Source organism: Micromonospora sp. NPDC023814 (assembly GCF_040639595.1).
Classification (GTDB): Bacteria; Actinomycetota; Actinomycetes; order Mycobacteriales; family Micromonosporaceae; genus Micromonospora.
Genome location: NZ_JBFAAF010000086.1, coordinates 1 through 26,043 on the forward strand (window position 1 = coordinate 1; position 26,043 = coordinate 26,043).

The following is a 26,043-nucleotide window of genomic DNA, read 5'->3' on the forward strand; positions in this document are numbered from 1 at the left end:
ACTCTGCGAACTTTAATTTGCAGGGAGTGGAGGTGACACCACTCGACGTATACAGGTCCGCTCAGGCAGACTGGTCGGCACGACGAGCTTTCATACGCCGCCGGCGGCGCCCGCGGCGGACGCGGACGCCTGGCGGACGGCGGCCGACGAGGGCTGGTCCCGGGCCAGCCGGGCCGCGGAGCCGGCGGCCGCCGGCACCACCCGCTCCGGCCTGCCCAAGCGGGTGCCGCAGGCGCAGCTCGTGCCCGGCGGGATCGAGCCCCAGGGCAACCGCGACCGCAGCCGGCGCACCCCCGACGAAGTACGGGGTCTGTTGTCGGCCTACCACCGCGGCGTGCAGCGCGGCCGGGCGGCCGGAACGGACCAGAACAGCACCTCGACCAAGGAGACGAGTCGATGAACAGGCCAGCGGCCATGCAGGACATGAGTTGGTTGCTCACCAACTTCGCCGACAGCGTGGCGGGCATCGCCCACGTGGTGGCGGTGTCCGCCGACGGGCTGCTGCTCGCCTCCTCGCGGGACCTGCCCGCGGACCGGGCGGACCAGCTCGCGGCGATCACCTCGGGTGTGGTCAGCCTGACCGAGGGCGCCGCCCGGATGTTCAGCGCCGGCGGTGTGCTGCAGACGGTCATCGAGATGGACAGCGGCTACCTCTTCCTGATGTCGATCAGCGACGGCTCGTCGATGGCGGTGCTGGCGGCCCGCAGCTGCGACGTCGGGCAGGTGGGTTACGAGATGGCGCTCCTGGTCGAGCGGGTCGGCGCGGCGCTGGTGCCGCTGCCCCGGGACGCCGTGCGGTCGTAGCAGGGTTGCGACGCGGGCTCCGCGTCGGCGAGGGATGAGGAGACCGGTGCCCAGAGGCCCCGGCCGAGGAGAGGAGGTGATCGCGGATGGACCAACGGCGCGTGGACCCGCGTGGCGCGCTGGTACGGCCGTACGCGGTCACTCGCGGTCGGACCGAGGCGCAGCTGGACATCGCCCTGGAGGCGGTCCTGTCGGCCACCCCCACCCAGGCCGCGGAGTCCCGCTTCGCGGGGCACGACAAGCACCGCATCGCCACCGTCTGCGAGGGGCGGGCGCAGTCGCTGGCCGAGATCGCCGCGTACACCCGGATGCCGCTGGGCGTCACCCGGGTGCTGGTCGCCGACATGGTGGCCGAGAGCCTGCTGACGCTACACACTGCCGCTCCCGCCGAGGGGTTCGAGGAGCGGATGGAAATCCTTGGAAGGGTGCTAAGTGGACTTCGCAGGCTATGACCCCGCCGGGGCCCGCCAGAGCCGGGGAATCATCTCCGCGAAGATCGTGGTCGCGGGCGGCTTCGGCGTGGGCAAGACGACCCTGGTCGGCGCGATCTCGGAGATCACCCCACTGAGAACCGAGGCGGTGATGACCGCGGCCGGGGTCGGCATCGACGACCCGTCCAAGGTACCGGGGAAGCAGACCACCACGGTCGCCATGGACTTCGGCCGGATCACCATGGCCGAGGACCTGATCCTGTACCTCTTCGGCACGCCCGGCCAGACCCGGTTCTGGTTCATGTGGGACGAGATCATCAAGGGCGCGGTGGGCGCGGCCGTCCTCGTGGACACCCGCCGGATCACCGACGCCTTCGCGCCGCTGGACTACTTCGAGAACCGCAGGCTGCCGTACGTGGTGGCGTTGAACCGGTTCGACGGCGCGCCGCAGTACGAGCTGGAGGAGGTCCGGGAGGCGCTGGCCATCTCGCCGGACGTGCCGCTGGTGTTGACCGACGCCCGGCACCGGGAGTCGGTCAAGCAGGTGCTGGTGACCGTCGTGGAGCACGCCATGATCCGCCTCCAGTCCGAGCACGGCCGCGGCTTCCCGGCTCCGGTCGGCTGAGAACGTCCACGGCTGGACGGTGCCCGTGGCCGCCCCGGTGCGGGCGGCAGGGGCCGCCCCGCCGCGTCAGTCGATCCGGAGCCGGTAGCCGCGCTTGACGACGGTCTGCACCACCCGGGGCGCCCGCAGCCCGGCGCGCAGCCGGGCGACCGCCATCTCCACCGCGTGCTCGTCGGCGCCGCGCGGCAGCGTCCGCAACAGCGCGGTCCGGGACAGCACCCGGCCGGGGGAGTGGGCCAGCGCCCGGAGCACGGCCATCGGCGCCGGGGCCAGCGGACGCAGCTCGCCGTCGACCACGGCGGCGTGCCCGCGCAGGGTGAGCAGGTGGCCGGCCGTCTTCAGGGTGACCGTGCGGCGCGGCAACTCGTCCACGATGGTCCGGACCAGGGCGCCCAGCCGCGCCCGGGACGGCGCGCTGACCGGCACCCCGCGCCGCAGCAGCGGCTCCGCGGTGACCGCCCCCACGCAACTGGCCAGCACGTCGCGCCGGAACGCGTCCAGCACCGCGTCGCCGCGGTCCCCGGCGGCGCGCAGCAGCGCCTCCGCCGCCGGGGCCGAGGTGAACGTGACGGCGTCGACCAGCCGGCCGGCGACCAGGTCGATCAGGCGGTGCAGCGGGGCCGGGTCGGTCGGCGCCGCCCACCGGTAGACCGGCACCTCGATCACGGTGGCCCCGGCCGCCTCCAGCGCCATCGTGCACTCCGGCTGCCGCTCGCCGTGCAGCTGCATGGCGATCACCTGCCCGGCGACGCCGCGCCGGCACAGGTGGTCGACCACCTCTTCGCAGCTCTCCGATTCCGGTGACCACTGGTCGTGCAGGCCGGCGGCGCGGATCGCCCCGCGTGCCTTGGGGCCCCGGGCCACCACGTACGCGTCGGCGAGGACGCCGCGCAGCGGCTCGGCCAGCCCCCAGCCCTCGGCGGCCTCCAGCCAGCCGCGCATCCCGATGCCGGTGTTGGCCATCAGGATGTCGGGTGGCCGGTCCAGGCAGGCCCGGGTGGCCTCGCGCAGGTCGGTGTCGTCGGCCAGCGGCACGATCCGCAGGGCCGGGGCGATCACCACCCGGGCGCCCCGCCGCTGGAGCAGCGCGGCGAGTTCGTCCCGCCGGCGGTCGGCGGTCACCCCGATGGTGAAGCCGGCCAGTTCGTCGCGCATTCACCCCTCCTGTCGCAGCCGCACCTCGACCAGCCCGTTCCGGCAGCGCACCTCGTGCCGGGGCACGGCGACCCCGGGCAGGTCCAGGCAGACCCCGGTGCGCAGGTCGTACGCCTGCTTGTGCAGCGGCGAGGCGACCGTCGGGACCCCGCCCCGGCTGCCGACGATGCCCCTCGACAGCACGTACGCCCGGCCGACCGGGTCGAGGTTGTCGAGGGCGAACAGCCCGTCGGCGGTGCGGAAGAGGGCCACCTGCACGCCGTCGACCAGTGCCGCGACGCCCCGTTCTGGCTCCAGCCGGTCGAGCGGGCAGACGGGCGTCCAGGCGCGCGTCGCGGCGGCCGGGACCGTGGCGGTCGTCGGCATCGCGGTGGTCGTCGTGGTCATCGCCGTACCTCCGGCAGTCCGGTCTTGCTGGTGGTCATGGCCGCACCGCCGGCATCCCGAGCGTGACCGGCTGCCGGCCCTCGGCCCCGGGCGCGCGGTCCGCCGGGACCGGCTGGCCGCGTTCGAGCGCGAAGGTGATCGACGGGTCCGGCACCCCGGGGGCGTTGACGAAGGAGGCGAACCGGCGCAGCCGGGCCGGGTCCTCCAGCACGTCCCGCCACTCGTCGGAGTACGACTCGACGTGCCGGGCCATCGCGGCGTCGAGTTCGGCGCACAGGCCGAGCGAGTCGTCCACGACGACGGCGCGCAGGTGGTCGAGGCCGCCGTCCATCGCCTCGATCCAGGCGGCGGTCCGTTGCAGCCGGTCGGCGGTGCGGATGTAGTACATCAGGAATCTGTCGATCAGCAGAATCAGCGCTTCTGTGGACAGATCAGTGGCGAAGAGGTCGGCGTGCCGGGGCCGGAAACCGCCGTTGCCGCCGACGTAGAGGTTCCAGCCGGTGTCGGTGGCGATGATGCCGAAGTCCTTGCTGCGGGCCTCGGCGCACTCGCGGGCGCAGCCCGACACCGCCGACTTGATCTTGTGCGGGGCGCGCAGCCCCCGGTAGCGCAGCTCCAGGGCGATGGCCAGCCCGACCGAGTCCTGCACCCCGTACCGGCACCAGGTCTCGCCGACGCAGGACTTCACCGTGCGCAGCGCCTTGCCGTACGCGTGGCCGGACTCGAAGCCGGCGTCGACCAGGCGGCGCCAGATCTGCGGGAGCTGCTCGACCCGGGCCCCGAACAGGTCGATCCGCTGCCCTCCGGTGATCTTCGTGTAGAGCCGGAAGTCGCGGGCCACCTCGCCGATCACGATCAGCTTCTCCGGGGTGATCTCCCCGCCGGGGATCCGGGGCACCACCGAGTAGCTGCCGTCCCGTTGCAGGTTGGCCAGGAAGTGGTCGTTGGTGTCCTGCAACGACGCCTGCTCCCCGTCGAGCACGTGCCCGGTGCCGAGGGAGGCGAGGATCGAGGCGACCACCGGCTTGCAGATGTCGCAGCCCCGGCCCCGGCCGTGCTCGGCGACCAGCCGGGAGAACGTGCGGATGCCGCGCACCCGGACGATGTCGAACAGCTCCTGCCGGCTGGCGGCGAAGTGCTCGCAGAGGGCGGTCGACTGCCGCACCCCGGCCGCGTCCAGCAGCTGCTTCAGCATCGGCACGCAGGAACCGCAGCTCGTGCCGGCCCGGGTGCACGCCTTCAGCGCCGGCACGTCGGTCGCGCCGCCGGCGATCGCCGCGTCGAGGTCAGCCCGGGTCACCGCGTTGCAGGAGCAGACCTGGGCGGCGGCCGGCAGCGCCCCGGCCCCCGCGCCCGCCGCCCCGGAGGGGGCGAGCAGCGTCAGCGGCGGCGCGGGGAGCGGACCCCCGACGCTGGCCCGCAGCGTCGGGTAGGCGCTCGCGTCGCCGACCAGCACCCCGCCGAGCAGGGTCTTCGCGTCGTCGGAGAGGACCAGTTTGGCGTAGACCCGGGTGGCCGGGTCGGTGAACGTGACGTCGAGGCACCCCTCGGTGGCGCCGTGCGCGTCGCCGAACGAGGCCACGTCCACGCCGAGCAGCTTCAGCTTCGTGGCGGTGTCCGCGCCCGGGAAGGTGGCCGCCCCGCCGACCAGCCGGTCGGCGACCACCTCGGCCATCGCGTAGCCGGGGGCGACCAGGCCGTGACAGGTGCCATCGACCGCCGCGCACTCGCCGACCGCCCAGACCCGCTCGTCGGCCGTCCGGCACGCGCCGTCGACCAGCACCCCGCCGCGCGGGCCGAGCGTCAGCCCGGCGGCCCGGGCCAGCTCGTCGCGGGGCCGGATGCCGGCCGCCACCACCACCAGCTCGGCGTCGACCACCGTGCCGTCGGCCAGCTCCAGCCCGCCGACGGTGCCGTCCGGGCCGGACCGGATCGCGGTGGTGGCGACGCCCAGGTGGGTGGTCACGCCCAGCTCGTCGACGTACCGGCGGAGCATCGCGCCACCGGCCGGGTCCACCTGCACCGGCATCAGCCGTGGCGCGAACTCCACCACGCTGGTGGCCAACCCCAGCAGCCGCAGCGCGTTCGCCGCCTCCAGCCCGAGCAGCCCGCCGCCGATCACCGCCCCGGTGCGCCGGCCGCGCGCGTGCTTCCGGATCGCCGCCAGGTCGTCCAGCGTCCGGTAGACGAAGACCCCGGGCAGGGTCGCCCCGGCCACCGGCGGTACGAAGGCGGCCGAGCCGGTGGCCAGCACCAGCGCGTCGTACGGGTGCTCGCCGGCCGCCGTGCGCACCACCCGTCGCGCCCGGTCGACCGCCGTCGCCGGCTCGCCCAGGCGCAGCTCCACCCCGTCGTCGGGGGTGTGCAGGTTCAGCTCCTCGGCGCCCACCCCGTCGAAGAACGCCGAGAGCCGCACCCGGTCGTACGCCGGACGGGTCTCCTCGGCGAGCACCGTGACCCGCCACCGCCGCTCGGGGTCGCGGGCGCGCAGCGCGTCGACGAAGCGCTGCCCGACCATGCCGTTGCCGACGACGACCAACCTGCCGCCATGCGGCACCGTCGCACCGGGCCCGCTGATCCGCTCGCTCATGACGGCACTCCGCTTCGCTGCGTGCCGTCATGAGGCACCGTCGCACTGGGCCCGCTGATCCGCTCGCTTCGCTCGCTCATTGCGTCACCTCCACCGAATCCACCTCGGACAGCCAGTCGACGATGCCGGCGACCGCGTCCCGGCAGCCGCCGCATCCGGTGCCGGCCCGGGTCGCGGCGACCACGGCGTCGACCGTCCGGGCCCCGGAACGCCAGCAGTCCACCAGCGCCCCCTTGCTGACGTTGTTGCACTGGCAGACGGTCGCCGCGTCCGGCATCAGCGCCGGGGACGCGGCGGGCGCCGCCGGGGCCGCGCCGAAGGCCCGGCCGAGCAGCAGGGACCGCCGGTCGGCCGGCACCGGCTGACCGCGGTCGAAGAGCTGGACGACCGTGCCGACCGCCGGGTTGTCGCCGAGCAGGATCGCGGCGGTCAGCCGCTCGTCGCGGATGCGCAGCCGGGCGTACGTGCCCCGGGCCGGGTCGGCGAAGGTCAGCTCCTCGCCGGCCCCGCCTTCGGCCGGGTCGCCCATGGCGGCGAGGTCGATGCCGGCCGCCTTCAGCCGGGTCACCACCGGGCGGGGCCGGTAGCGGACCAGCGGGTCCTCGCCCGTGAGCACCTGCGCCACCACCCCGGCCTGCGCCCAGGCCGGAGCGACCAGCCCGGTGAGGACGCCGTCGTGCTGGGCGCAGTCGCCGATCGCCGAGATCCGCCGGTCGCTCGTGCGCAGCCGGTCGTCGACCAGCACGCCGCGCTCCACGGCCAGCCCGGCCGCGGCGGCGAGGGCGGTGTCGGGGCGTACCCCGCAGGAGAGGACCAGCAGGTCGGCGGTGAGCGACCGGCCGTCGGCCAGGTCGAGGCGGACCCCGTCGGCGTCCGCGACCACCCGGGTGGCCGACACGGCCAGGTGGGTGGTCACCCCGAGGCCCGCGAGCGTGCCGGCCAGCACGGCGGCGCCGGCCGGGTCGAGCTGCCGTTCCATCAGGTACGGCACCGGGTGCACCACCCCGACGTCGAGGCCCCGGGCGGCGAGCCCGCGGGCCGCCTCCAGCCCGAGCAGCCCGCCGCCGAGCACCAGGGCGCTGCGCGCGCCCTCGGCGACGGCGAGGATCCGCCGGCAGTCGTCCAGGGTGCGGAACGGGACCACCCGCGCCGGCAGGTCGGGCCCGTCCAGGCCGGGCAGCGGGGGCACCACCGCCCGGCTGCCGGTGGCGAGCACCAGATGGTCGTACGCGATGCGGTCGCCGCCGTCGGTGCGGACCGTGCCGGCGGCCGGGTCGATCGCGGTGACGGTCACCCCGGTGCGCAGGTCGACGCCCTGCCCGGCGGCCTCGGCCAGTTCCACGTCCGCCTCGCCGATCTTGCCGGCCAGCAGTGTGGAGAGCATGATCCGGTTGTACGCCCGGTGCGGCTCGGCCCCGAGCACGGTGACCTTCCGGTCCCCGCCGCGGACGTGCAGCTCGGCGGCCAGCCGGGAGCCGGCCATCCCGTTGCCGACGATCACCACGCGTTCGGTCACGGTGCGTCCACCCTTTCCAGCCGGACGGCGCAGATCTTGAACTCCGGCATTCCGGAGACCGGGTCGACGGCGTCGTTGGTGACCGAGTTGGCCCGCGCGGCGCCGCCCCAGTGGAACGGCGCGAAGACGGTGTCCGGCCGGATGGCGGTGCTGAGCCGGGCCGGCGCGCGCAGCTCGCCCCGGCGGGAGATCACGCGCACCGGCTCGCCGTCGCCGATGCCCAGCCGGGCGGCCAGGTCGGGGTGCAACTCGACGAAGGCGTCCGGGGCGGCCCGGCGCAGCGCGTCGACCCGGCGGGTCTGGGTGCCGGACTGGTACTGCGCGAGCACCCGGCCGGTGGTGAAGTGCAGCGGGTACTCGGCGCACACCTCCTCGGCCGCCGGCCGGTGCTCCACCGGGTGGAACCGGGCCCGCCCGTCGGGGGTGGCGAAGCGGTCGGCGAAGAGCCGGGGCGTGTCCGGCCCGTCCTCGACCGGGCAGGGCCAGAACACGCCGTCCCGCTCGTCGATCCGCTCCCAGCTCACCCCGGCGTAGTCGGCGATCCCGCCGGCCGAGGCCCGCCGCAGTTCCTCGAACACGGCCCGCGGGTCGCTGCCGTCCACCGCGCCGACACGACCCGGGCTGGGTGCAAGGAAGGGGCCCTTCCTATGCAGAATCCGATAAGAAGGTGCCCTTCCTTGCGCCTGGAGGCGGGCGGTGAGGGCGGCGAGGATCGCCAGGTCGGTACGGACGCCAGGGGGCGGTGGGCGCAGCGCGCGGCGGCGCAGCACCCGGCCCTCCAGGTTGGTCATCGTGCCGTCCTCCTCGGCCCACTGGGCGGTGGGGAGCACCACGTCGGCCAGCGCGGCGGTCTCGGAGAGCAGGAGGTCGGCGACCACGAGCAGGTCGAGGTCGCGCAGCCGGCGTTCGATCCGGGCGGCCCGGGGCGCGGAGACCACCGGGTTGGAGCCGAAGACCAGCAGCGCCTTCGGCCCGGCCGGTGTGCCCAACGAGTCGAGCAGTTGGTACGCCGGCACACCCGGCCCGGGCAGTTCGTCGGCCGGCACGCCCCAGACCCCGGCGACGTGTTCCCGGGCGGCCGGGTCGTCGATCCTCCGGTAGCCGGGGAGCTGGTCGGCCTTCTGCCCGTGTTCCCGCCCGCCCTGCCCGTTGCCCTGCCCGGTGAGGCAGCCGTAGCCGGAGCCGGGGCGACCGGGCAGCCCCAGGGCGAGCGCCAGGTTGACGAAGCCGGTGACCGTGTCGACGCCCTTGGCGTGCTGTTCGGCGCCCCGCGCGGTCAGGATGATCACGCGCTCGGCGGTGCCGAGGGCCCGGGCGGTCGCCTCCAGGTCGGCCACCGGCACCCCGGAGAGCGCTTCGGCGCGGGCCGGCCACCAGCCCGCCACGCTGCGGCGGACCGCCTCGAAGCCGGTGGTGCGGGCGGACACGTAGTCCCGGTCGACCCAGCCCTCGGTGAGCGCGATGTGCAGCAGCGCGTTCGCCACCGCCAGGTCGGTGCCGGGCAGGGGTTGCAGGTGCAGGTCGGACTGCCGGGCGGTGGCGGTGACCCGGGGGTCGACCACGATCAGCCGGCCGCCGCGCTCGCGCTGCTCGGTCAGCCAGCGCACCAGCGGGGGCATGGTCTCCGCCGGGTTCGCGCCGACCAGCAGCAGTGTGTCGGCCCGGCCCAGGTCGGCCAGCGGGAACGGCAGGCCCCGGTCGACACCGAAGGCGCGCATCCCGGCCGCCGCCGCGGAGGACATGCAGAACCGGCCGTTGTAGTCGATGTGCCGGGTGCGCAGCGCCACCCGGGCGAACTTCCCCAGGGCGTACGCCTTCTCGTTGGTGAGCCCGCCGCCGCCGAAGACGGCCACCGCGTCCCGGCCGTGCCCGTCCTGGACGGCGCGGATACCGGCGACGATCCGGTCGAGGGCGGCGTCCCAGCTCGCCGGCCGCAGCTCGCCGCCGGCCGGGTCGCGCAGCAGCGGGGTGGTCAGCCGCTCGGGGTGGCCGAGCAGTTCGGCGGCGGTCCAGCCCTTCTGGCAGAGGCCGCCCCGGTTGGTGGGGAACTGTCGGGGGAGCACCGTCACCCGGCCGGCCTCCTCGCGCAGCGTCATGCCGCACTGGAGGGCGCAGTACGGGCAGTGCGTCGCCGCCTCGCGGGGCGTCCGCCCCGGCCGAGTCGCCGCCCGTGCACCGTCTGTCATGCCGGCAAAGCGTGCCGGGGGGCGGTTTCCGGTCCGGGTCTCGCTTGTTTCGGTCCTGTCAAGAGCCCCTCACACCGCACCGGTGCGGCGGGCCGGTTCGCGACGTTTACAATGTGAGACAAATTTCCCGGAATCTGGGAGGCGCGACATGACCGTGACCGAGGCCTTCGACGCGGCGGCCGGCACCTACGACGAGGCCCGCCGCCGGCTGGTGCCCTGCTTCGACGCCTTCTACGGCACCGCCGTCGAGGTGGCCGCGCCGCCGCTGCGGGCCGCGCTGGCGTCGGGGCGTACCCCCGAGGTGCTGGACCTGGGCGCGGGCACCGGGCTGCTGTCGCTGCTGCTCGCGGCGGCGGTGCCGGGGGTGCGGCTGACCCTGGTCGACGCCGCGCCGGCCATGCTCGCGGTCGCCGCCGACCGCCTGCGGGCCCGGTCGGTGCCACACCGCACGGTGACGGCCGACCTGGCCGACCCACTGCCCGCCGGCCGCTACGACGCGGTGGTCAGCGCGCTGGCCGTCCACCACCTCGACGACGCCGGCAAGCGCGACCTCTACCGTCGGGCGGCCGGCGCGCTGGTGCCCGGCGGGGTGTTCGTCAACGCCGAGCAGGTCGCCGGTCCGACCCCGGAACTCGACCGGCGCTACCACGAGGTGTGGCTGGCACAGGTCGCCGCGCTGGGCTCCGACGCCGAGGAGATCGCCGCCGCCGAGGGCCGGATGGCGTACGACCGACCGGCGCCGGTCGCCGCGCAGTGCCGCTGGCTGGCCGAGGCGGGACTGGCCGACGTCGACTGCTTCTTCAAGCAGTGGCGGTTTGCCGTGTTCGGCGGCCGGCGCGAATAGCGGGTCTCGACGGGATGACTGCCGGTCATACCGCTGGGTAGTCTGCACGGCATGACTGCCAAGGTGACCCTGTCGTTCTCGGACGAGACGATCGAGGAGGCCCGGCGGTTCGCCAAGCGCGAAGGGCTCTCCCTGTCGGCGTGGATGGACCAGGCGGCCCGGGAGAAGGCGCTGCGCGAGCTCTTCACCGCGCACGCCGCCGCCGTCGGCCGGGCCGGGCTCGACCTCGAATCCGCCGCCCTCGCCGACGCCCGCGAGGTCGGCATGGTCGACGACGTGCTCTTCGGCGGGCGCCCGCGTGCTGCGTAGGGGCGAGGTCTGGCGCATCGACGGCGCCCGGGAACGGCTCGGACTGGTGATCAGCTCCGATGTCTACAACTCCACCGACGTGCCGATCGTCATCGTGGCCGAGGTGGTCGAGGAGGCGCTGCTGCGCGACTCGCCCCTGGCGGTGCCGATGGGCGCGTACGTGGTGATGCCCGACCGGCTCTCCTCACCGATGAAGAAGTGGTTCACCGAATGCGTGGACGTCGCCGACACCGAGACCATGCTCCGGGTCGGCCGGGCGCTGCGCATCCTGCAACAGCTCTGACATCTCACCGGCGCGGCCCGGCCGAGGTGCGCTCCTCGTTTCCGGCCCGACCCGCGCCGGGCACCGCGGGGTAATCCCCGGTTCCTAGCGTCCCTCCAGTCACACCGACGAGGAGGAGTCGCCGTGAGCGCACTGGCCCCCACCACACCCCTGGCCGAGGCCGCCCCGGCCGCCGCCGGGCGCCGGCACCGCATCGACGACTGGCGGCCCGAGGACCCGGAGTTCTGGCGTACGACGGGGGCGCCGATCGCGCGGCGCAACCTCTGGGTCTCGATCTTCGCCGAGCACGTGGGCTTCTCGGTGTGGAGCCTCTGGTCGGTGACGGTGCTCTTCCTCGGCCCGCAGTACGGCATCGACCCGGCGGGGAAGTTCCTGCTCACCGCAGTGCCGGCCGCCCTGGGGGCGGTGCTGCGGCTGCCCTACACGCTGGCGGTGGCCCGCTTCGGCGGGCGGAACTGGACCATCGTCAGCGCGCTGCTGCTGCTCGTCCCGGCGGTACCGATGGTCGTGCTGCTGGAGCCGGGGGTCTCCTACCCCACGCTGATGGTGCTGGCCTGCCTGACCGGCGTCGGCGGCGGCAACTTCGCCTCCTCGATGGCGAACATCAACCTCTTCTACCCGCAGCGGCTCAAGGGACGGGCGCTCGGGCTCAACGCCGGCGGCGGCAACCTCGGCGTGCCGGCGGTGCAGCTCGTCGGGTTGGCGGTGCTGGCGACGGCGGGGGCCGCGTACCCCCGCCTGGTGCCGGCGGTCTACCTGCCGCTGATCGTGCTGGCCGCGCTGGCGGCGGCGCGCGGGCTGGACAACATCCCCGGGGCGCGCAACGAGCCCGGCGCGCTGCGCGAGGCCGCCCGCGACCCGCACACCTGGACGATGTCGCTGCTCTACATCGGCACCTTCGGCTCCTTCATCGGCTTCGGCTTCGCCTTCGGGCAGGTGCTCCAGCTCCAGTTCGCCGAGCGCTTCCCGACCCCGGTCGACGCGGCCTGGCTGACCTTCCTCGGCCCGCTGATCGGCTCGCTGGTCCGGCCCGTGGGCGGCCACCTCGCCGACCGGCTCGGCGGAGCCCGGGTGACCTTCTGGAACTTCGTGGCGATGGCGGCCGGCGCGTCGCTGGTGCTCTTCGCCGCCCGGGAGCGGTCGTTCGGGCTCTACCTGCTCGGCTTCCTGTCGCTGTTCGTGTTCTCCGGCGTCGGCAACGGCTCGACGTACAAGATGATCCCGGCGATCTTCCGGGCCCGGGCGGCCTCCGCGGTGGACGCCGGCCGGCGGGACGCGGCGACCGCCCAGCGCTGGGCCGGGCGGATGACCGGGGCGCTGATCGGCATCGCCGGGGCGGTCGGGGCCGCCGGCGGGGTGCTGGTCAACATCGCCTTCCGGCAGTCGTTCCTCACCCTGGGCAGCGCGGAGGCGGCGTACGTCGCCTTCGTCGTGGCGTACGCCGTGTGTTTCGGGGTGACCTGGTTGGTCTACCTGCGGCCGGGCCCGCGCCGGCTGGCCGGGGTGTGACCCCGGCTATGCTCTGTGCGGGCCAGGCGGGGCGGTACCCCGTTTTGACCTGCCGACGGGGCGGCGGGTATCGTTGCCTGCTGTTGTACGACATCCAGAGGCGTGCCGCCTGAGGTACGCTTGGTCGTTCGTGCGCGCCCGGTAACCTCGGCGCGCGACCCCAGACCGACGACGAGACAAGGTATACCTGTGCGTACGTACAGCCCGAAGCCGGGTGAGATCGAGCGTCAGTGGCACGTCATCGACGCCTCTGATGTCGTGCTGGGCCGCCTGGCCACCCACGCCGCCACGCTGCTGCGCGGCAAGCACAAGCCGACTTTCGCGCCGCACGTCGACACGGGCGACTTCGTCGTCATCGTGAACGCGGGCAAGGTGGCGCTGACCGGCAACAAGCGGCAGCAGAAGATCGCCTACCGCCACTCCGGTTACCCGGGTGGTCTGAAGCAGGTCGGCTACGACGAGCTGCTGACCAAGCGTCCCGAGCGGGCCATCGAGCTCGCCGTCAAGGGGATGCTCCCGCACAACAAGCTCGGCCGTAAGCTCATCAAGAAGCTGAAGGTCTACGCCGGTGCCGAGCACCCGCACGGCGCGCAGCAGCCGGTGCCGTTCGAGATCAAGCAGATCGCGCAGTGAGCGCGGGCGAAGGAATCAGCATGACCGACATCACCGCCACCGAGGTTGCCCCCGAGGAGGCCACCGAGGCGCCGGCGCCCGTCGCCCGCGCGCCTCGTGGTGACCGGCCGATCCAGACCGTGGGTCGCCGCAAGGAGGCCATCGTCCGGGTCCGCATCGTGCCGGGCACCGGCAAGATCACCTGCAACGGTCGGGACCTCGAGGCCTACTTCCCGAGCAAGGTGCACCAGCAGCTGATCAAGGACCCGCTGGTCACCGCCGAGAAGCCGGAGGCGTTCGACGTCATCGCCAACCTACGCGGCGGCGGCACCACCGGTCAGGCCGGCGCGCTCCGGCTGGCCATCGCCCGGGCCCTGATCGTCAGCGAGCCGGACGACCGCCCGGCGCTGAAGAAGGCCGGCTTCCTCACCCGGGACGCCCGGGTCAAGGAAAGCAAGAAGTACGGCCTCAAGAAGGCCCGTAAGGCTCCCCAGTACTCGAAGCGCTGACCTTCAGCGGCACGTTGTACTTCTGACGAACGGCCGGGTCGCCTCCCCTCGACGGGAGGCGGCCCGGCCGTTCGCCTTTCCCTGGACCGTTTCATCGGAGGTTGGCGGGTATGGGTCGGTTGTTCGGCACGGACGGCGTACGCGGGCGGGCGAACGCGGATCTCACGCCCGAGTTGGCGCTCGCGGTGGCGGTCGCCGCCGCGCACACGCTCGCCGAGTCGGACAAGAGCCATCCCCCGCTCGCCGTGGTCGGCCGGGACACCCGGGCCAGCGGCGAGATGCTGGAGGCCGCCGTCGTGGCCGGGCTCACCAGCGCCGGCGCCAACGTGGTGCGGGTGGGCGTGCTGCCGACGCCGGCCGTGGCGTTCCTCACCGCCGAGGCCAAGGCCGACCTGGGCGTCATGCTCTCCGCCTCGCACAACCCGATGCCCGACAACGGGATCAAGCTCTTCGCCGCCGGCGGGCACAAGCTGCCCGACGAGATCGAGATGCAGATCGAGTCGGCCGTCGCGGCGAACGCCACCACCGCCTGGGAGCGGCCGATCGGCGCCGGCGTCGGCCGGGTGCACGACCTGCTCGACGGCGCCGACCACTACGTGCAGCACCTGGTCGGCACCGTGCCGCACCGTCTCGACGGGATCAAGGTCGTGGTCGACTGCGCCAACGGCGCCGCCGCCGAGGTGGCGCCGGTGGCGTACCGGGAGGCCGGGGCCGAGGTCGTCGCCATCCACGCCGAGCCCGACGGCCTGAACATCAACGACGAGTGCGGCTCCAACCACATCGAGGCCCTGCGGGCCGCCGTGGTCGAGCACGGCGCGCACCTGGGCATCGCGCACGACGGCGACGCCGACCGGTGCGTCGCGGTGACCGCCGACGGCGACGAGGTCGACGGCGACCAGGTGATGGCGATCCTCGCCCTCGCCATGCGGGAGGCCGGCACGCTGACGCAGGACACGCTGGTCGCGACCGTGATGAGCAACCTGGGCCTGCGCCTGGCGATGTCCCGCGAGGGCATCCGGCTGGTCGAGACCAAGGTCGGCGACCGGTACGTGCTGGAGGAGCTGCGGGCGTCCGGGCTGGCGCTGGGCGGCGAGCAGAGCGGCCACATCGTGATGCCCGCGTACGCCACCACCGGCGACGGCGTGCTGACCGGGCTGCACCTGATGTCGCGGATGGCGGCGACCGGCAAGTCCCTGGCCGAGCTGGCCGGCGTGCTCACCCGGCTGCCGCAGGTGCTGGTCAACGTTCCCGTCGGCGACCGTACGGTCGGCGCGGCCGCGCCCGCCGTCCGGGCCGAGGTCGAGCGGGCCGAGGCGGAGCTGGGCGAGACCGGCCGGGTGCTGCTCCGCCCGTCCGGCACCGAGCCCCTGGTCCGGGTCATGGTCGAGGCCGCCACGGAGCACGTCGCCCGCGAGACGGCCGAGCGCATCGCCGGCGCGGTGCGCGTCGCCAGCCCGACCGCCTGACTTCTCCCTTCGGCCCGGGCCCGCCACGGCGGGCCCGGGCCGTCGCCTCTCCGGGCGGATCGGGAGCCGGCTCTACAGGCGCAGGCCCGCGGCGCGCCGGAAGGTGGCCGCCGGGTCCTCGCCGTCGGTGAGGTCCACGTCCTCGACGATCCGCCCGTCGCCGAGGCGGATCAGCCGGTCGCACCGGGCGGCTATCGCCCGCTCGTGGGTGGCGAGCAGGATCGTCATGCCGTGCCGGTCGCGCAGGTCCAGCAGCAGGTCGAGGATCTGCCCGCCGGTGGCCGAGTCGAGGTTGCCGGTCGGCTCGTCGGCGAGCAGCAGCCCGGGGGAGCCCATCAGCGCCCGGGCGATCGCGACCCGCTGTTGCTGACCGCCGGAGAGCTGGGACGGCAGGGCCCGCTCCCGCCCGGCCAGGCCCACCGCGTCGAGCAGTTCCCGGGCCCGGGCGGCGTGGTCGGCCCGCCCCCGGCGGGGCAGCATCGGCGCGATCACGTTGTCCAGCACGGTCAGCGCGGGCAGCAGGTGGTAGCGCTGGAAGACGAAGCCGACCCGCTGCCGGTACCGGGTCAGGGCGGACCGGCCGAGCCCGGTGATCTCCAGGTCGTCCACCGTGACGGTGCCGGCGTCGACCTGTTCGATCGCGCCGATCATGTGCAGCAGCGTGGACTTGCCGGAGCCGCTGGGCCCGGTCAGCGCCACCACCGTCCCGGCCGGGATCTCCAGGGACACGTCGTCGATCGCGGTCACCTGCTGCGGGCCGGCCCCGAACCGTCGGACCAGCCCGGCGACCCGGACCGTGCTGCCCACCGTCGTCGTCTTCATCGTCACTCCTCCGCGAGCAGTCGTGCGGTCGGCAGCCGGCGCAGCAGCGCGGCCGGGACCAGGGCGGCCATCGAAGTGACCAGGACACCGGCCACCGCCACCAGCGCGGCGACCGTGACCAACGTGCCGGGCAGGGCGCCGACCAGCCAGGCGGCCCCGGCCAGCCCGAGGCCGGCGCCGGTGACCGCGCCGAGCAGTCCGAGGGCCAGCCCCTCGTACCCGATCAGGCGACCCAGCGCGCCGTCGCTCCAGCCGACCGCGCGCAGGGTGGCCAGCTCGGCGGCCCGGTCCCGGATGTTCAGGTAGAGCACGTCGGCGACCGCGGCGGCGCCGAGCAGCACCGTCGCGACGGCGGCCATGGTGTCCGCGCCGCGCACGCTCAGCGACACCGTGTCGCCGAGCAGGCTGCCGACGATGGCGCCGCGGAACGCGTACCCGGCGGCGGCGACCAGGGTCAGCGCGGCCACCCCGATGGCCAGGGCACCGGCCCCGAGCAGGGTGCGGCCGGGCGTGCGGGCCAGGTTGGCCAGGGCCAGGCCGGCCAGGGTGCGCGGCCGGCGTACCCAGTGGGCCGTCGCCACCGCCGGGCGCAGCGCGGCGGCCGGGTGGGCCCGCGCGGCCCGCAGGGCCGGCGTCAGGCCCGCGACCAGCGCCAGCAGCAGCGCCACCGGTACGGCCAACAGCGGCTGCCGCCACCCCACGTCGATGCCGAGTGCGGCCCCGAGCGGGATCGCCAGGACCAGCGCGAGCAACCCGGCGGCCAGCCCGAGGGCGGCGACCTCGCCGAGGATCAGCGCGCCGAGCCGCCGGGCCGGCCAGCCCAGGCAGGCGAGTACCGCCAGTTCGGACCGCCGGTCCCGGACGGCGGCGGCGACCGCGTTGCCGAGGAAGAGCGCGCAGACCACCAGCACCAGCACGAAGAGCACGACGCTCTTGCGGTCCACCGCCTTCGTGATCACCGAGGCGACCCCGAGCGCCGACCAGTTCTCGGTCAGCCGCAGCGCCGGCCGGCCGAACGACCCGGCGGACAGCTCCACGGCCTGCGGGGCGGGGGACGAGCCGAGCGTGATGTCGACGTCGAGCCCGGTGACCTGGGCGATCCGCTCGGCGACCAGCCGGACCTGTTCGGCGGCGCGCTCGCTGTAGCCGTCCACGTCGGCGACCCGCACCCGGATGGCGCTGATCGGGGCCCTCGTCTGCGGGCTGCCGCCGCCCGCCAGCAACTCCGGCACGCTGGTCAGGGTGGTCAGCAGCAGCGGCGGGGCGGCGAGGTAGCCGGCGGGATTGCCGCTCGGCTCCAGCGGCTGCCCGCCCAGCGAGTCCCGGCTGGCGGCGTCGGCGCCGGCGGCCCGCGGCGGCTCGTACGTCTCCAGCGGCACCTTGCCCAGGTCGCTGAACCCGGTCAGCTTCTCCGGGTCGAAGACCCCCACCGCCCGCCATTCACGCCAGAGGGGTGTCTTGGGGGTCGACTTCTCCAACGGCAGCTCGCGCAGCGGGCGGGCACCGACGTCCTCCGTCAGCCAGGGCCGCGGGTACGGGTTGAAGTCCCGGTGCCCACCGTAGAGCTCGGGGGCGGCCGGCGGGAGCGGACGGACCCGCAGGGTGCCGTCGGGGAGCCGGTCGTACTCCGCGGGCCCGGCCTGCACGATGTCCTGAAGCTGGCCGAAGCAGCAGCCGGTCGGGGAGAGGCCCTTGGCCAACCGGGAGCGCCAGCCGGAGACGACGTCGGCGCTGGCCTCCCCGGCGGGGATCGCCGGCCCCCGCCGCAGCTCCCGCTCCAGATCGGCCAACGGCACGCCACCCGGGCGCGCGGCGGGCAGCCGCGTGGCGCCGACGCGCAACTCCTCGTCGAGGAAGGGACGGCTGGTCGTGAGGACCGGGACGGTGTGGTAGCCCTCCCTGCGTCCGTCGATGACCGAGTCGTCGGGACGGAGCGCCCGCCCCTCGACCACTGTCCCGGCCAGGCCGACGAGCCGGTCCTCGGCGGCCGGGTCCACCGCGGCCAGCAGGAAGGGCACGGTCAGGTTGTACCGGATCCGGAGCCGGTCCGAGGCGGTCACGTGACCCGGCCCGGCGCCCTCCCCGTCTGCGAGGACGTTGACGTGGGCCTCGAACCGGCCGTCGGGCAGCAGCCGCACAGCCATCACCGTCCAGTCCTCCCGCTCCGACGTGGCGCCCAGGCTGCCCATGTCGTGCCGCGGGTCGCAGATCGCGTGGGTGCGGCCGTCGGGCAGGACCTCGCGCGGGGAGGGACCGCACCTGTCGTCCCAGGGGTAGCGCCGGCCGTCGGTGTAGAGGGTGCTGTCGGGGCTGGAGACCACGTCCGAACGGGCGTGGATGATCGGGTGCTTGGTGACGTACAGGTACCGGGCGTGGCCCGGGGCGGTGGAGAGGCCGCGCTCGGCGACGAAGCGCGGGTCGATCCGGATGACCTGCTGGTCGAGCGAACGGTCGACGGCGTCGGTGAGGTCCAGCGCGGTGGCGACGGGGGCGGTGGAGTAGCCGAGCATGGCGATGGGGGCGGCGACGTCCACCCCGGTGAGCGCCTTTACCTGCTCGTACTGCGCCATCGTCATGCCACCGAAGAGACCGGAGAGGTAGTTGGGCTGGACCAGCCGGCGTTCGGCCTCCAGCGGGGTGCGCGCCCCCTTCGGACGGACCAGGATGTCGTAGGCGGCGCGGGTGTTCCGCTCGACGGTGCCGGTGACATCGAGTCGGGAGGTGGTGGTGGCGCCGGTCAGGACGACGAAGCCGGTGGTCGCCACCAGCACGCCGACCAGCAGCGCCACCGACCGTCCCGCACGGCCACGAAGCTGCTTCCAGATGATGTTGAGCATGTCGCGCCTCCCCGTGTGCTGAACACACTCTGCGCGATACATTGTGACAATGCAAGGCCCGCCGGGGGTGGGCCAGTCTGGATCGGATCGGAGGAGACGGTGGCGATACAGCACGCGGTCCTGGCCCTGCTCGCCGGCGGCCCCAGCTACGGCTACGAGCTGAAGGGCGCCTTCGAGGAGGCGGTCGGCCCGCAGTGGGGGCCGCTCAACATCGGGCACCTCTACCAGATCCTCGACCGGCTCTCCCGGGACGGCCTGGTGGTGGCCGAACGGCATCCGCAGCCGGTCAAGCCCGACCGGGTGGTCTACGAGATCACCCTGGACGGCCGGGCCGAGCTGGATCGCTGGCTCGCCGAGCCCAGCCCGCGCAGCGGCGGGTTCCGGGACGACTTCTTCCTCAAGGTGACCGCCGCGGCCCGGTCCGGCGACCCGGCCACCGTGCGGACGGTGCTCGGCAACCAGCGCGGTCACCTGATGCGGGAGCTGCGCAACCTCGACGGGCTGCGCCGCCGGGCCGACGATCCGGTGGTCGGCCTGCTGCTCTCGGCGGCGAGTCGGCACGTCGAGGCCGACCTGGCCTTCGTCGACGACGCCGAGGGGGTGCTGCTCGCCGACGGCGGCGCGGTGGTCGCCAGGCTCCGGGCGCCCGGCTCGGAGGGGACGTCGGCGGAGCGGGGGAGCGGCCCGGCCCGCGCCGCCGGCTGACGGTCAGACGCAGGCGTCGGTCACCGCGTGTCGGTGAGCCGGCGCAGCCGGGCGACGGCCTCGGTCAGGACCTCCGGGCGCTTGCAGAAGGCGAAGCGGACCAGCCGGCGACCGGCCTCGGCGTCGTCGTAGAAGACCTGGGTCGGGACGGCGACCACCCCGCACCGCTCGGGCAGCGACCGGCAGAACTCCACGCCGTCGCGCCCGCCCAGCGCGGTGACGTCGGCGGTGACGAAGTACGTGCCCTCCGGCGCCAGCACCTCGAACCCGGCGTCGGTCAGCCCGCCGACGAGCTGGTCCCGGCGGGCCTGCATGCCGGCCCGGAAGCCGGTGAAGTAGTCGTCCGGGAGGGCCAGCGCCACCGCGACCGCCGGCTGCAACGGCGCGGCGTTGACGAAGGTGAGGAACTGCTTCACCCGCAGCACCGCCGAGACCAGCGCCGCCGGGCCGCTCACCCAGCCGACCTTCCAACCCGTGCAGGAGAACGTCTTGCCGGCCGAGGAGATCCGCAGCGTCCGCGAGCGCATCCCGGGCAGGGTCGCCAGCGGAACGTGGCCGGCGGCGGCGTCGGTGAAGACCAGGTGCTCGTACACCTCGTCGGTCACCGCGTACGCGCCGTGCTCCCGGCACAGCTCGGCGACCAGGGCCAACTCGTCGGGGGTGAACACCTTGCCGGTCGGGTTGTGCGGCGAGTTCAACAGCACCAGCCGGGTGCGCGGGCCGAACGCGGCGCGCAGGGCCGCCGGGTCGAAGGCGTACCGGCCGTCGGCGGCGGGACGCAGCGTGACCGGGCGCCGGACCGCGCCGGCCAGCGCGATCGAGGCGGCGTACGAGTCGTAGTACGGCTCGAAGCAGACCACCTCGTCGCCCGGCTCGCAGAGCCCGAGGATCGCCGCCGCGATCGCCTCGGTGGCGCCCGCCGTCACCACGATCTCGCCGTCCGGGTCGTACTCCAGCCCCCAGAACCGGCGCTGGTGCGCGGCCACCGCCGCGCGCAACGCCGGGACGCCCGGCCCCGGCGGGTACTGGTTCTGCCCGGTGCGCAGCGCCTCGGCCGCCGCGGCGAGCATCTCCGCCGGCCCGTCGGTGTCCGGGAAGCCCTGGCCGAGGTTGACCGCGCCGGTGCGGACGGCCAGGGCGGACATCTCGGCGAAGACGGTCGTCCCGAACGCGCGCATCCGCGCCACCAACGGGTCGACATCGGCGGTGGTCGTCACGCCCGCCAGCCTACGGACTCCCGGCCCGGGTTCAACCCGTCGTCCCCTTGTTGCAGGTGACCTGCCACCGGCCGGCGTCCTCGGCTGCGGCCCGGCCGTCGACGGTGATGCGGCAGCCGATCGTGCTGTTCCGGTCGGGACCGGTGGCCAGGACCATCACCCGCTCGGCGTCGTGTGCGCGCAACCGCATCCGCCAGGGCAGGGTGACTCCTTCGGTCTGGACGAAGTCACCGTTGGCGTCGTAGTACTCCACGTCGGCCGGCCCGCGGCCGGTCACCTCGTAGACGACGGTGACCGTGCCCGGCCCGTCGGAGGGCGTCCGTGCCGGTGCGACAGTCCGTGCCGGCATGGCCGACGGCGGAGTCGTCGGGGCCGGCTCCGCCGTCGGCCACCCGCCGCCTGCCGGTTGCTGGTACGGGTAGGGCAGGTGGGCGAGCGGGCGGTCCGGGTCGCCCTCGTCGACGGGACTGACAAGGCGGTCGGCGAGGCCGAGGCAGGCGCAGATGCCGACGACGACGACGGCGCCGGCGGCGACGCCGAGGTCCACCGTGGGAGAGCGCCTGCCCGACGCACGCGGGCCGGAGGAGGCCACGCCGGGTGCGGACGGGCCTGCTGGGGGGGTCGGCTCGGGCGACGGCGTGGCGTGGGGCATGGCTGTGCTCCGGGAAGGCGGGCGGGGCGGCCGCGAAGGGGTCCAGGTTGGTCGCCGGTCGATCATGCTGCGGACCGGCGTTCACTCTAGACGGGCAGACGTCGATCCGATGCCGGCTGCCGGTCGGTCCTCCCGGCGCGGGACGGGTACGTCCTCATGGGGCGCAGGTCAGTCGCCACGCGCCGCCGGTGATGGTGTCTTCGGCCGGTGGGCGCCCGGTCACCGAGGCCCGGCAACTGAACTGTCCTCGGTAGTCCAACACCTGCGACGCGATCAGCATCACCCGCGCCTGACCGTCCGCCGTGAACGAGTGGCGCCAGGGGAGTCCCTGACGCTCCAACTGCTGGAGAGTGCCGGCGGCGTCGAAGTACTCGATGTCCGCCGGACCGGTTCCGAACACCTCGTACACGACGGTCACCGGGCCGCTCGGCGTCGGCGAGGGCTCGGCCGAGGTGGCGGCCGGCTGCGGGACGGCCTCCTGCTCCTCTCCGCTGGAGAGCGTGCAACCCGTCGTCGCGAGCAGGCCGCAGGCGAGCAGCGCGGCGACCCGCATCCGCCGGCGTCGTCGGGGATCGGCGGGTCGGGCAGCGGCGGAACGGGGCGTGGACATGCGGCTGGCTCTCCTCCGGGAAACGGCGCGCGGCCGTCAGGGTGCCGTACGCGGCCGACGCGGGCAAGCCACTTCCCGTGCGGTTTCGCTCCCGGCGTCCGCGGGCGGCCATTTGTCCTCCCGGGTCCCACCCGTCACCCGATCGCTCAAATTCAGTGATCGTTTACCCGGCTTTCGCGCACGCACGATGAGCGAAACTGGGTTAGGCTGCGGGACATGTGTGGAATCGTGGGTTACGCCGGCGCGCGCCCGGCGCTCGGAATCGTGCTCGACGGACTGCGGCGGCTGGAGTACCGCGGCTACGACTCGGCCGGCGTCGCCATCGTCTGCGACGGCGAGCTGCTGACCGAGAAGAAGGCCGGCAAGCTGGCCAACCTGGAGAAGGTGCTCTCCGAGCGGGCCGCCGAGGACCCCACGTCCTGCGCGGCCAGCCCCATCGGCATCGGGGACGGCACCACCGGCATCGGGCACACCCGGTGGGCCACCCACGGCGGCCCGACCGACCGCAACGCCCACCCGCACCTCGCCCCCGACGGCCGCGTCGCCGTGATCCACAACGGCATCATCGAGAACTTCGCGAAGCTCCGCGCCGAGCTGGAGGCCGACGGCGTCCAGTTCAGCAGCGACACCGACACCGAGTGCGCGGCGCACCTGCTCGCCGCCGCACTGGCCGACCTGCGCGCCGCCGGCCACCCCGAGGGCCCGCAGCTGCTCGCCGCCGGCATGCGGGTGGTCTGCCAGCGCCTGGAGGGCGCGTTCACCCTGCTCGCCGTCGACGCCGCGGTGCCCGGCGCCGTCGTCGGCGCCCGCCGCAACTCGCCGCTGGTCGTCGGCCGGGGCGACGGGGAGAACTACCTCGCCAGCGACGTGGCCGCGTTCATCGAGCACACCCGGGACGCGGTGGAGCTGGGCCAGGACCAGATCGTCCTCATCACCGGCGACACCATCGAGATCACCGACTTCTCGGGCCAGCCCGCCAGCGGCAAGGACTTCCACATCGACTGGGACTCCTCGGCCGCCGAGAAGGGCGGCTACGACTGGTTCATGCTCAAGGAGATCGAGGAGCAGCCCCAGGCCATCGCCGACACCCTGCTCGGCCGGCTCACCGAGACCGGCGAGATCATGCTCGACGAGGTCCGCCTCAGCGACCAGGACCTGCGCGACGTCGACAAGATCTTCATCGTCGCCTGCGGCACCGCCTACCACTCCGGCCTGGTCGCCAAGTACGCCATCGAGCACTGGACCCGGATCCCCTGCGAGGTGGAGCTGGCCAGCGAGTTCCGCTACCGCGACCCGGTTCTCGACCGGTCCACGCTGATCGTCGTGATCTCGCAGTCCGGCGAGACGATGGACACGCTGATGGCGCTGCGGCACGCCAAGGAGCAGAAGGCCCGCGTCCTGGCCATCTGCAACACCAACGGCTCCACGATTCCCCGCGAGTCCGACGCCGTCCTCTACACCCACGGCGGCCCCGAGATCGCCGTCGCCTCGACCAAGGCGTTCCTGACCCAGCTCGTCGCGTGCTACCTGATCGGCCTGCACCTGGCCCAGGTGCGGGGGATCAAGTTCGCCGACGAGGTGGCCGCCGTGGTCGAGCAGCTCCACCGGATGCCGGGCAAGCTGCGCGAGCTGCTGGACCGCATCGAGCCGGTCCGCGAGCTGGCCCGCGACCTCAAGACCGAGCCGACCGTGCTGTTCATCGGCCGGCACGTCGGCTACCCGGTGGCCCTGGAAGGCGCGCTCAAGCTCAAGGAGTTGGCGTACATGCACGCCGAGGGCTTCGCCGCCGGCGAGCTGAAGCACGGCCCGATCGCCCTGATCGACAAGGGCACCCCGGTGATCTGCATCGTGCCGTCGCCCGTCGGCCGGGGCATGCTGCACGACAAGGTGGTCTCCAACATCCAGGAGGTACGGGCGCGCGGCGCCCGGACCATCGTGATCGCGGAGGAGGGCGACGAGGCGGTCGTCCGCTACGCCGACCACCTGATCTACGTGCCGCGTACGCCGACGCTGCTCGCGCCGCTGGTCACCACCGTGCCGTTGCAGGTCCTCGCCGCCGAGATCGCCGCCGCCAGGGGGCACGACGTGGACCAGCCCCGCAACCTGGCCAAGTCGGTGACGGTCGAGTGACGCCGGCCGGCGGCGGGACGCCCGCCGCGCCGCCGGCCAGTCCCGGGATCCCGGGGGCCCGCTGCCCGTCCGGGGGCCGTTCGTCGCCGAGGTCCCGCGTGGCGTCGTCACGTCAGCGGCCGAGCACCACGCGGGCCATGCCGTCCAGCGCCGGGTTGTCGGCCGCCCAGTAGCCGGTGTGCCCGTGCCGGCCGCTGGGGAAGGTGCGCCCGCCGAAGCCCGGGTGGGCCGGGTCCTGGCCGAACCACAGCTCGCGTTCCGGCCCGCCGGCCAGCCGGGCGGCCCCACCGAGCGGCGACGCGGCGAGCAGGGCCTGCCGGGCCAGCTCGTCCGGCGGCCGGGCGAGCCGGATCACGTCGTCCGGCGCGGTGCTCGCCCAGACCTGCCCGGGTGGCAGGCCCAGCTCGGCGGCGTGCGCGGCGCCCACCCCGGGCGAGCCGACGAAGACCAGCGCGTCGGCGGCCAGCCCGTGGTCGCGGGCGGCCGTGCCGACCACCAGCGAGCCGTAGCTGTGGCCCAGCACGGTCTGCCGGCCCGGCGGCCCGTCGTGGGTCGCCCGCAGCCCCTCCTGGAACCGGTGCAGCGCCGGGCCAGCGTCCCGGGCCTGCCCCGGCCAGGCCGCCTCGTGCAGGAAGTCGGGGGCGTCGTAGTCCAGCCAGAGCACCGCGGCGGTCTCCTCCTCCGGCGCGATGTCGGCGCAGCGGGACAGCACCCGTGCCGCCCGGCCCAGCTCGCCGGGCACGTCGTCCAGGCCGGCGGTCATCCCCGGCACGTACGTCAGCGTCCGCGCCGCCCGGTCCGGGTTGCCCAGCGCCACGACCGCGCGGCCCTCGCCGGCGGTGTCCAGCCCCAGCAGGTACGCCCGGGGCGCCTCGCCGGCGGCCAGGCGCCCCGTCAGCGCGTCCAGCCCCGCCAGTGCCCGCTCGACCCGCAGCAGCCCGGCCAGCTCGACCGGCCCGCGCGGCACCCGCTCCAGCAGCCGGCGCCGCGCGGCGAGCAACTCCTCCCGCCGCGCCCCGAGCAGCAGGCGGTTGGCCTGGTCGCGGGCGGCCACCGGCACCCCGTCGAGGCGCCCGACGAGCGCCGCCTCGTGCGCCACCAGCCACCGCCGCTGCGCGGGGGTGAGCCCGGCCCACCACGCCCGCACCGCGGCCGGGGTGGCGCCGGGCGGGGGCCGGCCGGGTGGCGGCGGGGCGACCCACGCCGACCGGGCGGCGGCGGACAGGGCGTCCAGCCGGTCGGCCGCCTCCCTGTCGGCCGCCCCGGCCAGTGCCAGCGCCTCCCGGATCGCCGCGCCCACCCCGGCCGCGACCTGCCCCGACCGTGGGGAGGCCGGCGCGCGGGCGGGATCGGCGGCGACCCGCCCCTGTCGGTCGACCAGCAGCCCGGCGCCGTCCGCGCGCGTCACCGCGGCGGCGAGCCGGGCCTTCGCCGCCCCCAGCCGACCGGCGAACTCGGCCAGCACCTGATCGGCCTCGATCAGGGCGGGGGAGACCGTGGTCAGCTCGGTGCGCAGCGCCGCGAGCCGGGCGTCGGCGGCCCCACCAGCGCCGCCCGACCAGTCGGCGCGCAGCGCCGCCGCCCCGGCGGACAACTCGTCGGCCCGGCGCCCGACCCGGTCGGTCAACCCCCGCCAGGCCGCCCCGGCGGCCCGCCAGGCACCCGGGTCGACCGCCCAGAGCTGCCGGTATCCCACGGCCGGCGCCCGCTCGGCGGGGTACGCCGGCCGCCCGGCCGGCCCGGCTCGGCCCGTTGCCCGCTCGGCGGGGTACGCCGGCCGCCCGGCCGGCCCGGCTCGGCCCGTTGCCCGCTCGGCGGGGTGCGCCGGCCGCCCGGCCGGCCCG

Annotated in this window: 23 protein-coding genes and 1 pseudogene; 13 read left to right on the top strand and 11 right to left on the bottom strand. The window is 74.8% G+C overall.

What is annotated here, in order from left to right; translation table 11 throughout:
- Positions 1–121 precede the first annotated feature (121 nt).
- The 4 genes and pseudogenes from AB0G14_RS30485 to AB0G14_RS30500 all read left to right on the top strand — a co-directional run.
- Positions 122–400 (top strand): annotated as a pseudogene (locus tag AB0G14_RS30485) (hypothetical protein); the annotation flags it as partial.
- Entirely contained in the window at positions 397–804 is a 408-nt protein-coding gene (locus AB0G14_RS30490) for a roadblock/LC7 domain-containing protein (protein WP_067359650.1), read from the top strand. The pseudogene AB0G14_RS30485 and the gene AB0G14_RS30490, both read left to right, overlap by 4 nt.
- 86 nt (positions 805–890) lie before the next feature.
- Positions 891–1,256, top strand: a complete 366-nt coding sequence (locus tag AB0G14_RS30495) for a DUF742 domain-containing protein (protein WP_357703318.1) — start codon at positions 891–893, stop codon at positions 1,254–1,256.
- A complete protein-coding gene (locus AB0G14_RS30500; RefSeq protein ID WP_357455296.1) occupies positions 1,237–1,860 on the top strand; it encodes an ATP/GTP-binding protein in 624 nt (207 codons plus the stop codon). The genes AB0G14_RS30495 and AB0G14_RS30500 overlap by 20 nt, the downstream gene beginning before the upstream one ends.
- A gap of 66 nt (positions 1,861–1,926) precedes the next feature.
- Here AB0G14_RS30500 and AB0G14_RS30505 read toward each other — a convergent pair whose 3' ends face one another.
- From AB0G14_RS30505 to AB0G14_RS30525, 5 genes are all read right to left on the bottom strand, one after another.
- Entirely contained in the window at positions 1,927–3,015 is a 1,089-nt protein-coding gene (locus AB0G14_RS30505) for a uroporphyrinogen-III synthase (protein ID WP_357703320.1), read from the bottom strand.
- A complete protein-coding gene (gene nirD / locus AB0G14_RS30510) occupies positions 3,016–3,381 on the bottom strand; it encodes a nitrite reductase small subunit NirD (RefSeq protein ID WP_357703346.1) in 366 nt (121 codons plus the stop codon).
- Between the two features lie 55 nt (positions 3,382–3,436).
- A complete protein-coding gene (gene nirB, locus AB0G14_RS30515; protein WP_357703322.1) occupies positions 3,437–5,992 on the bottom strand; it encodes a nitrite reductase large subunit NirB in 2,556 nt (851 codons plus the stop codon).
- Positions 5,993–6,068: 76 nt separating this feature from the next.
- Positions 6,069–7,508 (bottom strand): FAD-dependent oxidoreductase, encoded by a 1,440-nt coding sequence (locus AB0G14_RS30520; RefSeq protein ID WP_357703324.1) that lies wholly within the window; start codon positions 7,506–7,508, stop codon positions 6,069–6,071.
- Positions 7,505–9,694 carry a molybdopterin oxidoreductase family protein gene (locus AB0G14_RS30525; protein ID WP_357703326.1) on the bottom strand — a complete coding sequence of 730 codons (2,190 nt, stop codon included), beginning with the start codon at positions 9,692–9,694 and terminating at the stop codon, positions 7,505–7,507. Before AB0G14_RS30525 ends, AB0G14_RS30520 begins: the two co-directional genes overlap by 4 nt.
- Before the next feature lie 148 nt (positions 9,695–9,842).
- Here AB0G14_RS30525 and AB0G14_RS30530 point away from each other — a divergent pair, with 148 nt between their 5' ends.
- From AB0G14_RS30530 to glmM, 7 genes are all read left to right on the top strand, one after another.
- Entirely contained in the window at positions 9,843–10,538 is a 696-nt protein-coding gene (locus tag AB0G14_RS30530; protein WP_357703328.1) for a methyltransferase domain-containing protein, read from the top strand.
- Between the two features lie 51 nt (positions 10,539–10,589).
- Complete coding sequence (locus AB0G14_RS30535) at positions 10,590–10,847, top strand: DUF6364 family protein (RefSeq protein ID WP_357703330.1); 258 nt, start codon at positions 10,590–10,592, stop codon at positions 10,845–10,847.
- On the top strand, positions 10,837–11,130 hold the full coding sequence (locus AB0G14_RS30540; RefSeq protein ID WP_350680954.1) for a type II toxin-antitoxin system PemK/MazF family toxin: 294 nt from the start codon (positions 10,837–10,839) through the stop codon (positions 11,128–11,130). Before AB0G14_RS30535 ends, AB0G14_RS30540 begins: the two co-directional genes overlap by 11 nt.
- A 132-nt stretch (positions 11,131–11,262) precedes the next feature.
- Positions 11,263–12,639 carry a nitrate/nitrite transporter gene (locus AB0G14_RS30545; protein WP_357703348.1) on the top strand — a complete coding sequence of 459 codons (1,377 nt, stop codon included), beginning with the start codon at positions 11,263–11,265 and terminating at the stop codon, positions 12,637–12,639.
- A 189-nt stretch (positions 12,640–12,828) separates the two neighbouring features.
- The gene (gene rplM / locus AB0G14_RS30550) at positions 12,829–13,272 is read left to right on the top strand and encodes a 50S ribosomal protein L13 (RefSeq protein ID WP_018720634.1); all 444 of its coding nucleotides are present in this window, start codon (positions 12,829–12,831) and stop codon (positions 13,270–13,272) included.
- A 20-nt stretch (positions 13,273–13,292) separates the two neighbouring features.
- Positions 13,293–13,760, top strand: a complete 468-nt coding sequence (rpsI, locus tag AB0G14_RS30555; RefSeq protein ID WP_350680952.1) for a 30S ribosomal protein S9 — start codon at positions 13,293–13,295, stop codon at positions 13,758–13,760.
- Positions 13,761–13,870: 110 nt separating this feature from the next.
- Positions 13,871–15,226 (top strand): phosphoglucosamine mutase, encoded by a 1,356-nt coding sequence (gene glmM / locus AB0G14_RS30560; RefSeq protein ID WP_350704106.1) that lies wholly within the window; start codon positions 13,871–13,873, stop codon positions 15,224–15,226.
- A gap of 72 nt (positions 15,227–15,298) precedes the next feature.
- Here the strand turns inward: glmM and AB0G14_RS30565 are convergent, their stop codons facing one another.
- Both AB0G14_RS30565 and AB0G14_RS30570 read right to left on the bottom strand, forming a co-directional pair.
- Positions 15,299–15,964 carry an ABC transporter ATP-binding protein gene (locus tag AB0G14_RS30565; protein ID WP_357703350.1) on the bottom strand — a complete coding sequence of 222 codons (666 nt, stop codon included), beginning with the start codon at positions 15,962–15,964 and terminating at the stop codon, positions 15,299–15,301.
- 86 nt (positions 15,965–16,050) lie between these two features.
- Entirely contained in the window at positions 16,051–18,885 is a 2,835-nt protein-coding gene (locus AB0G14_RS30570; RefSeq protein WP_357703334.1) for an FtsX-like permease family protein, read from the bottom strand.
- A 99-nt stretch (positions 18,886–18,984) separates the two neighbouring features.
- Between AB0G14_RS30570 and AB0G14_RS30575 the strand changes: the two genes are divergently transcribed.
- On the top strand, positions 18,985–19,590 hold the full coding sequence (locus AB0G14_RS30575) for a helix-turn-helix transcriptional regulator (protein WP_357703336.1): 606 nt from the start codon (positions 18,985–18,987) through the stop codon (positions 19,588–19,590).
- 20 nt (positions 19,591–19,610) lie between these two features.
- Here the strand turns inward: AB0G14_RS30575 and AB0G14_RS30580 are convergent, their stop codons facing one another.
- The 3 genes from AB0G14_RS30580 to AB0G14_RS30590 form a co-directional block, all read right to left on the bottom strand.
- Positions 19,611–20,807, bottom strand: a complete 1,197-nt coding sequence (locus AB0G14_RS30580; protein ID WP_357703338.1) for a pyridoxal phosphate-dependent aminotransferase — start codon at positions 20,805–20,807, stop codon at positions 19,611–19,613.
- Positions 20,808–20,838: 31 nt separating this feature from the next.
- A complete protein-coding gene (locus AB0G14_RS30585) occupies positions 20,839–21,354 on the bottom strand; it encodes an MmpS family transport accessory protein (RefSeq protein WP_357703340.1) in 516 nt (171 codons plus the stop codon).
- A 259-nt stretch (positions 21,355–21,613) separates the two neighbouring features.
- Positions 21,614–22,069, bottom strand: coding sequence for an MmpS family transport accessory protein (locus AB0G14_RS30590; RefSeq protein ID WP_357703342.1), 456 nt, complete (start codon positions 22,067–22,069; stop codon positions 21,614–21,616).
- A 216-nt stretch (positions 22,070–22,285) separates the two neighbouring features.
- On the opposite strand from AB0G14_RS30590, the gene glmS reads away from it, so the two are divergent.
- Complete coding sequence (gene glmS, locus AB0G14_RS30595) at positions 22,286–24,199, top strand: glutamine--fructose-6-phosphate transaminase (isomerizing) (RefSeq protein WP_357703344.1); 1,914 nt, start codon at positions 22,286–22,288, stop codon at positions 24,197–24,199.
- Positions 24,200–24,311: 112 nt separating this feature from the next.
- Here the strand turns inward: glmS and AB0G14_RS30600 are convergent, their stop codons facing one another.
- Positions 24,312–25,895, bottom strand: a complete 1,584-nt coding sequence (locus tag AB0G14_RS30600) for an alpha/beta hydrolase (RefSeq protein WP_357703352.1) — start codon at positions 25,893–25,895, stop codon at positions 24,312–24,314.
- Between the last annotated feature and the right edge of the window lie 148 nt (positions 25,896–26,043).

Excerpts from the sequence above, each read along its gene's own strand:
- glmS (WP_357703344.1), top strand. The coding sequence starts at position 22,286 with ATGTGTGGAATCGTGGGTTACGCCGGCGCGCGCCCGGCGCTCGGAATC.
- nirB (WP_357703322.1), bottom strand. The coding sequence starts at position 5,992 with ATGAGCGAGCGGATCAGCGGGCCCGGTGCGACGGTGCCGCATGGCGGC.
- AB0G14_RS30505 (WP_357703320.1), bottom strand. The coding sequence starts at position 3,015 with ATGCGCGACGAACTGGCCGGCTTCACCATCGGGGTGACCGCCGACCGC.
- AB0G14_RS30570 (WP_357703334.1), bottom strand. The coding sequence starts at position 18,885 with ATGCTCAACATCATCTGGAAGCAGCTTCGTGGCCGTGCGGGACGGTCG.
- rpsI (WP_350680952.1), top strand. The coding sequence starts at position 13,293 with ATGACCGACATCACCGCCACCGAGGTTGCCCCCGAGGAGGCCACCGAG.
- AB0G14_RS30530 (WP_357703328.1), top strand. The coding sequence starts at position 9,843 with ATGACCGTGACCGAGGCCTTCGACGCGGCGGCCGGCACCTACGACGAG.
- AB0G14_RS30590 (WP_357703342.1), bottom strand. The coding sequence starts at position 22,069 with ATGTCCACGCCCCGTTCCGCCGCTGCCCGACCCGCCGATCCCCGACGA.
- AB0G14_RS30495 (WP_357703318.1), top strand. The coding sequence starts at position 891 with ATGGACCAACGGCGCGTGGACCCGCGTGGCGCGCTGGTACGGCCGTAC.
- AB0G14_RS30490 (WP_067359650.1), top strand. The coding sequence starts at position 397 with ATGAACAGGCCAGCGGCCATGCAGGACATGAGTTGGTTGCTCACCAAC.
- nirD (WP_357703346.1), bottom strand. The coding sequence starts at position 3,381 with ATGCCGACGACCGCCACGGTCCCGGCCGCCGCGACGCGCGCCTGGACG.
- AB0G14_RS30535 (WP_357703330.1), top strand. The coding sequence starts at position 10,590 with ATGACTGCCAAGGTGACCCTGTCGTTCTCGGACGAGACGATCGAGGAG.
- AB0G14_RS30525 (WP_357703326.1), bottom strand. The coding sequence starts at position 9,694 with ATGACAGACGGTGCACGGGCGGCGACTCGGCCGGGGCGGACGCCCCGC.
- glmM (WP_350704106.1), top strand. The coding sequence starts at position 13,871 with ATGGGTCGGTTGTTCGGCACGGACGGCGTACGCGGGCGGGCGAACGCG.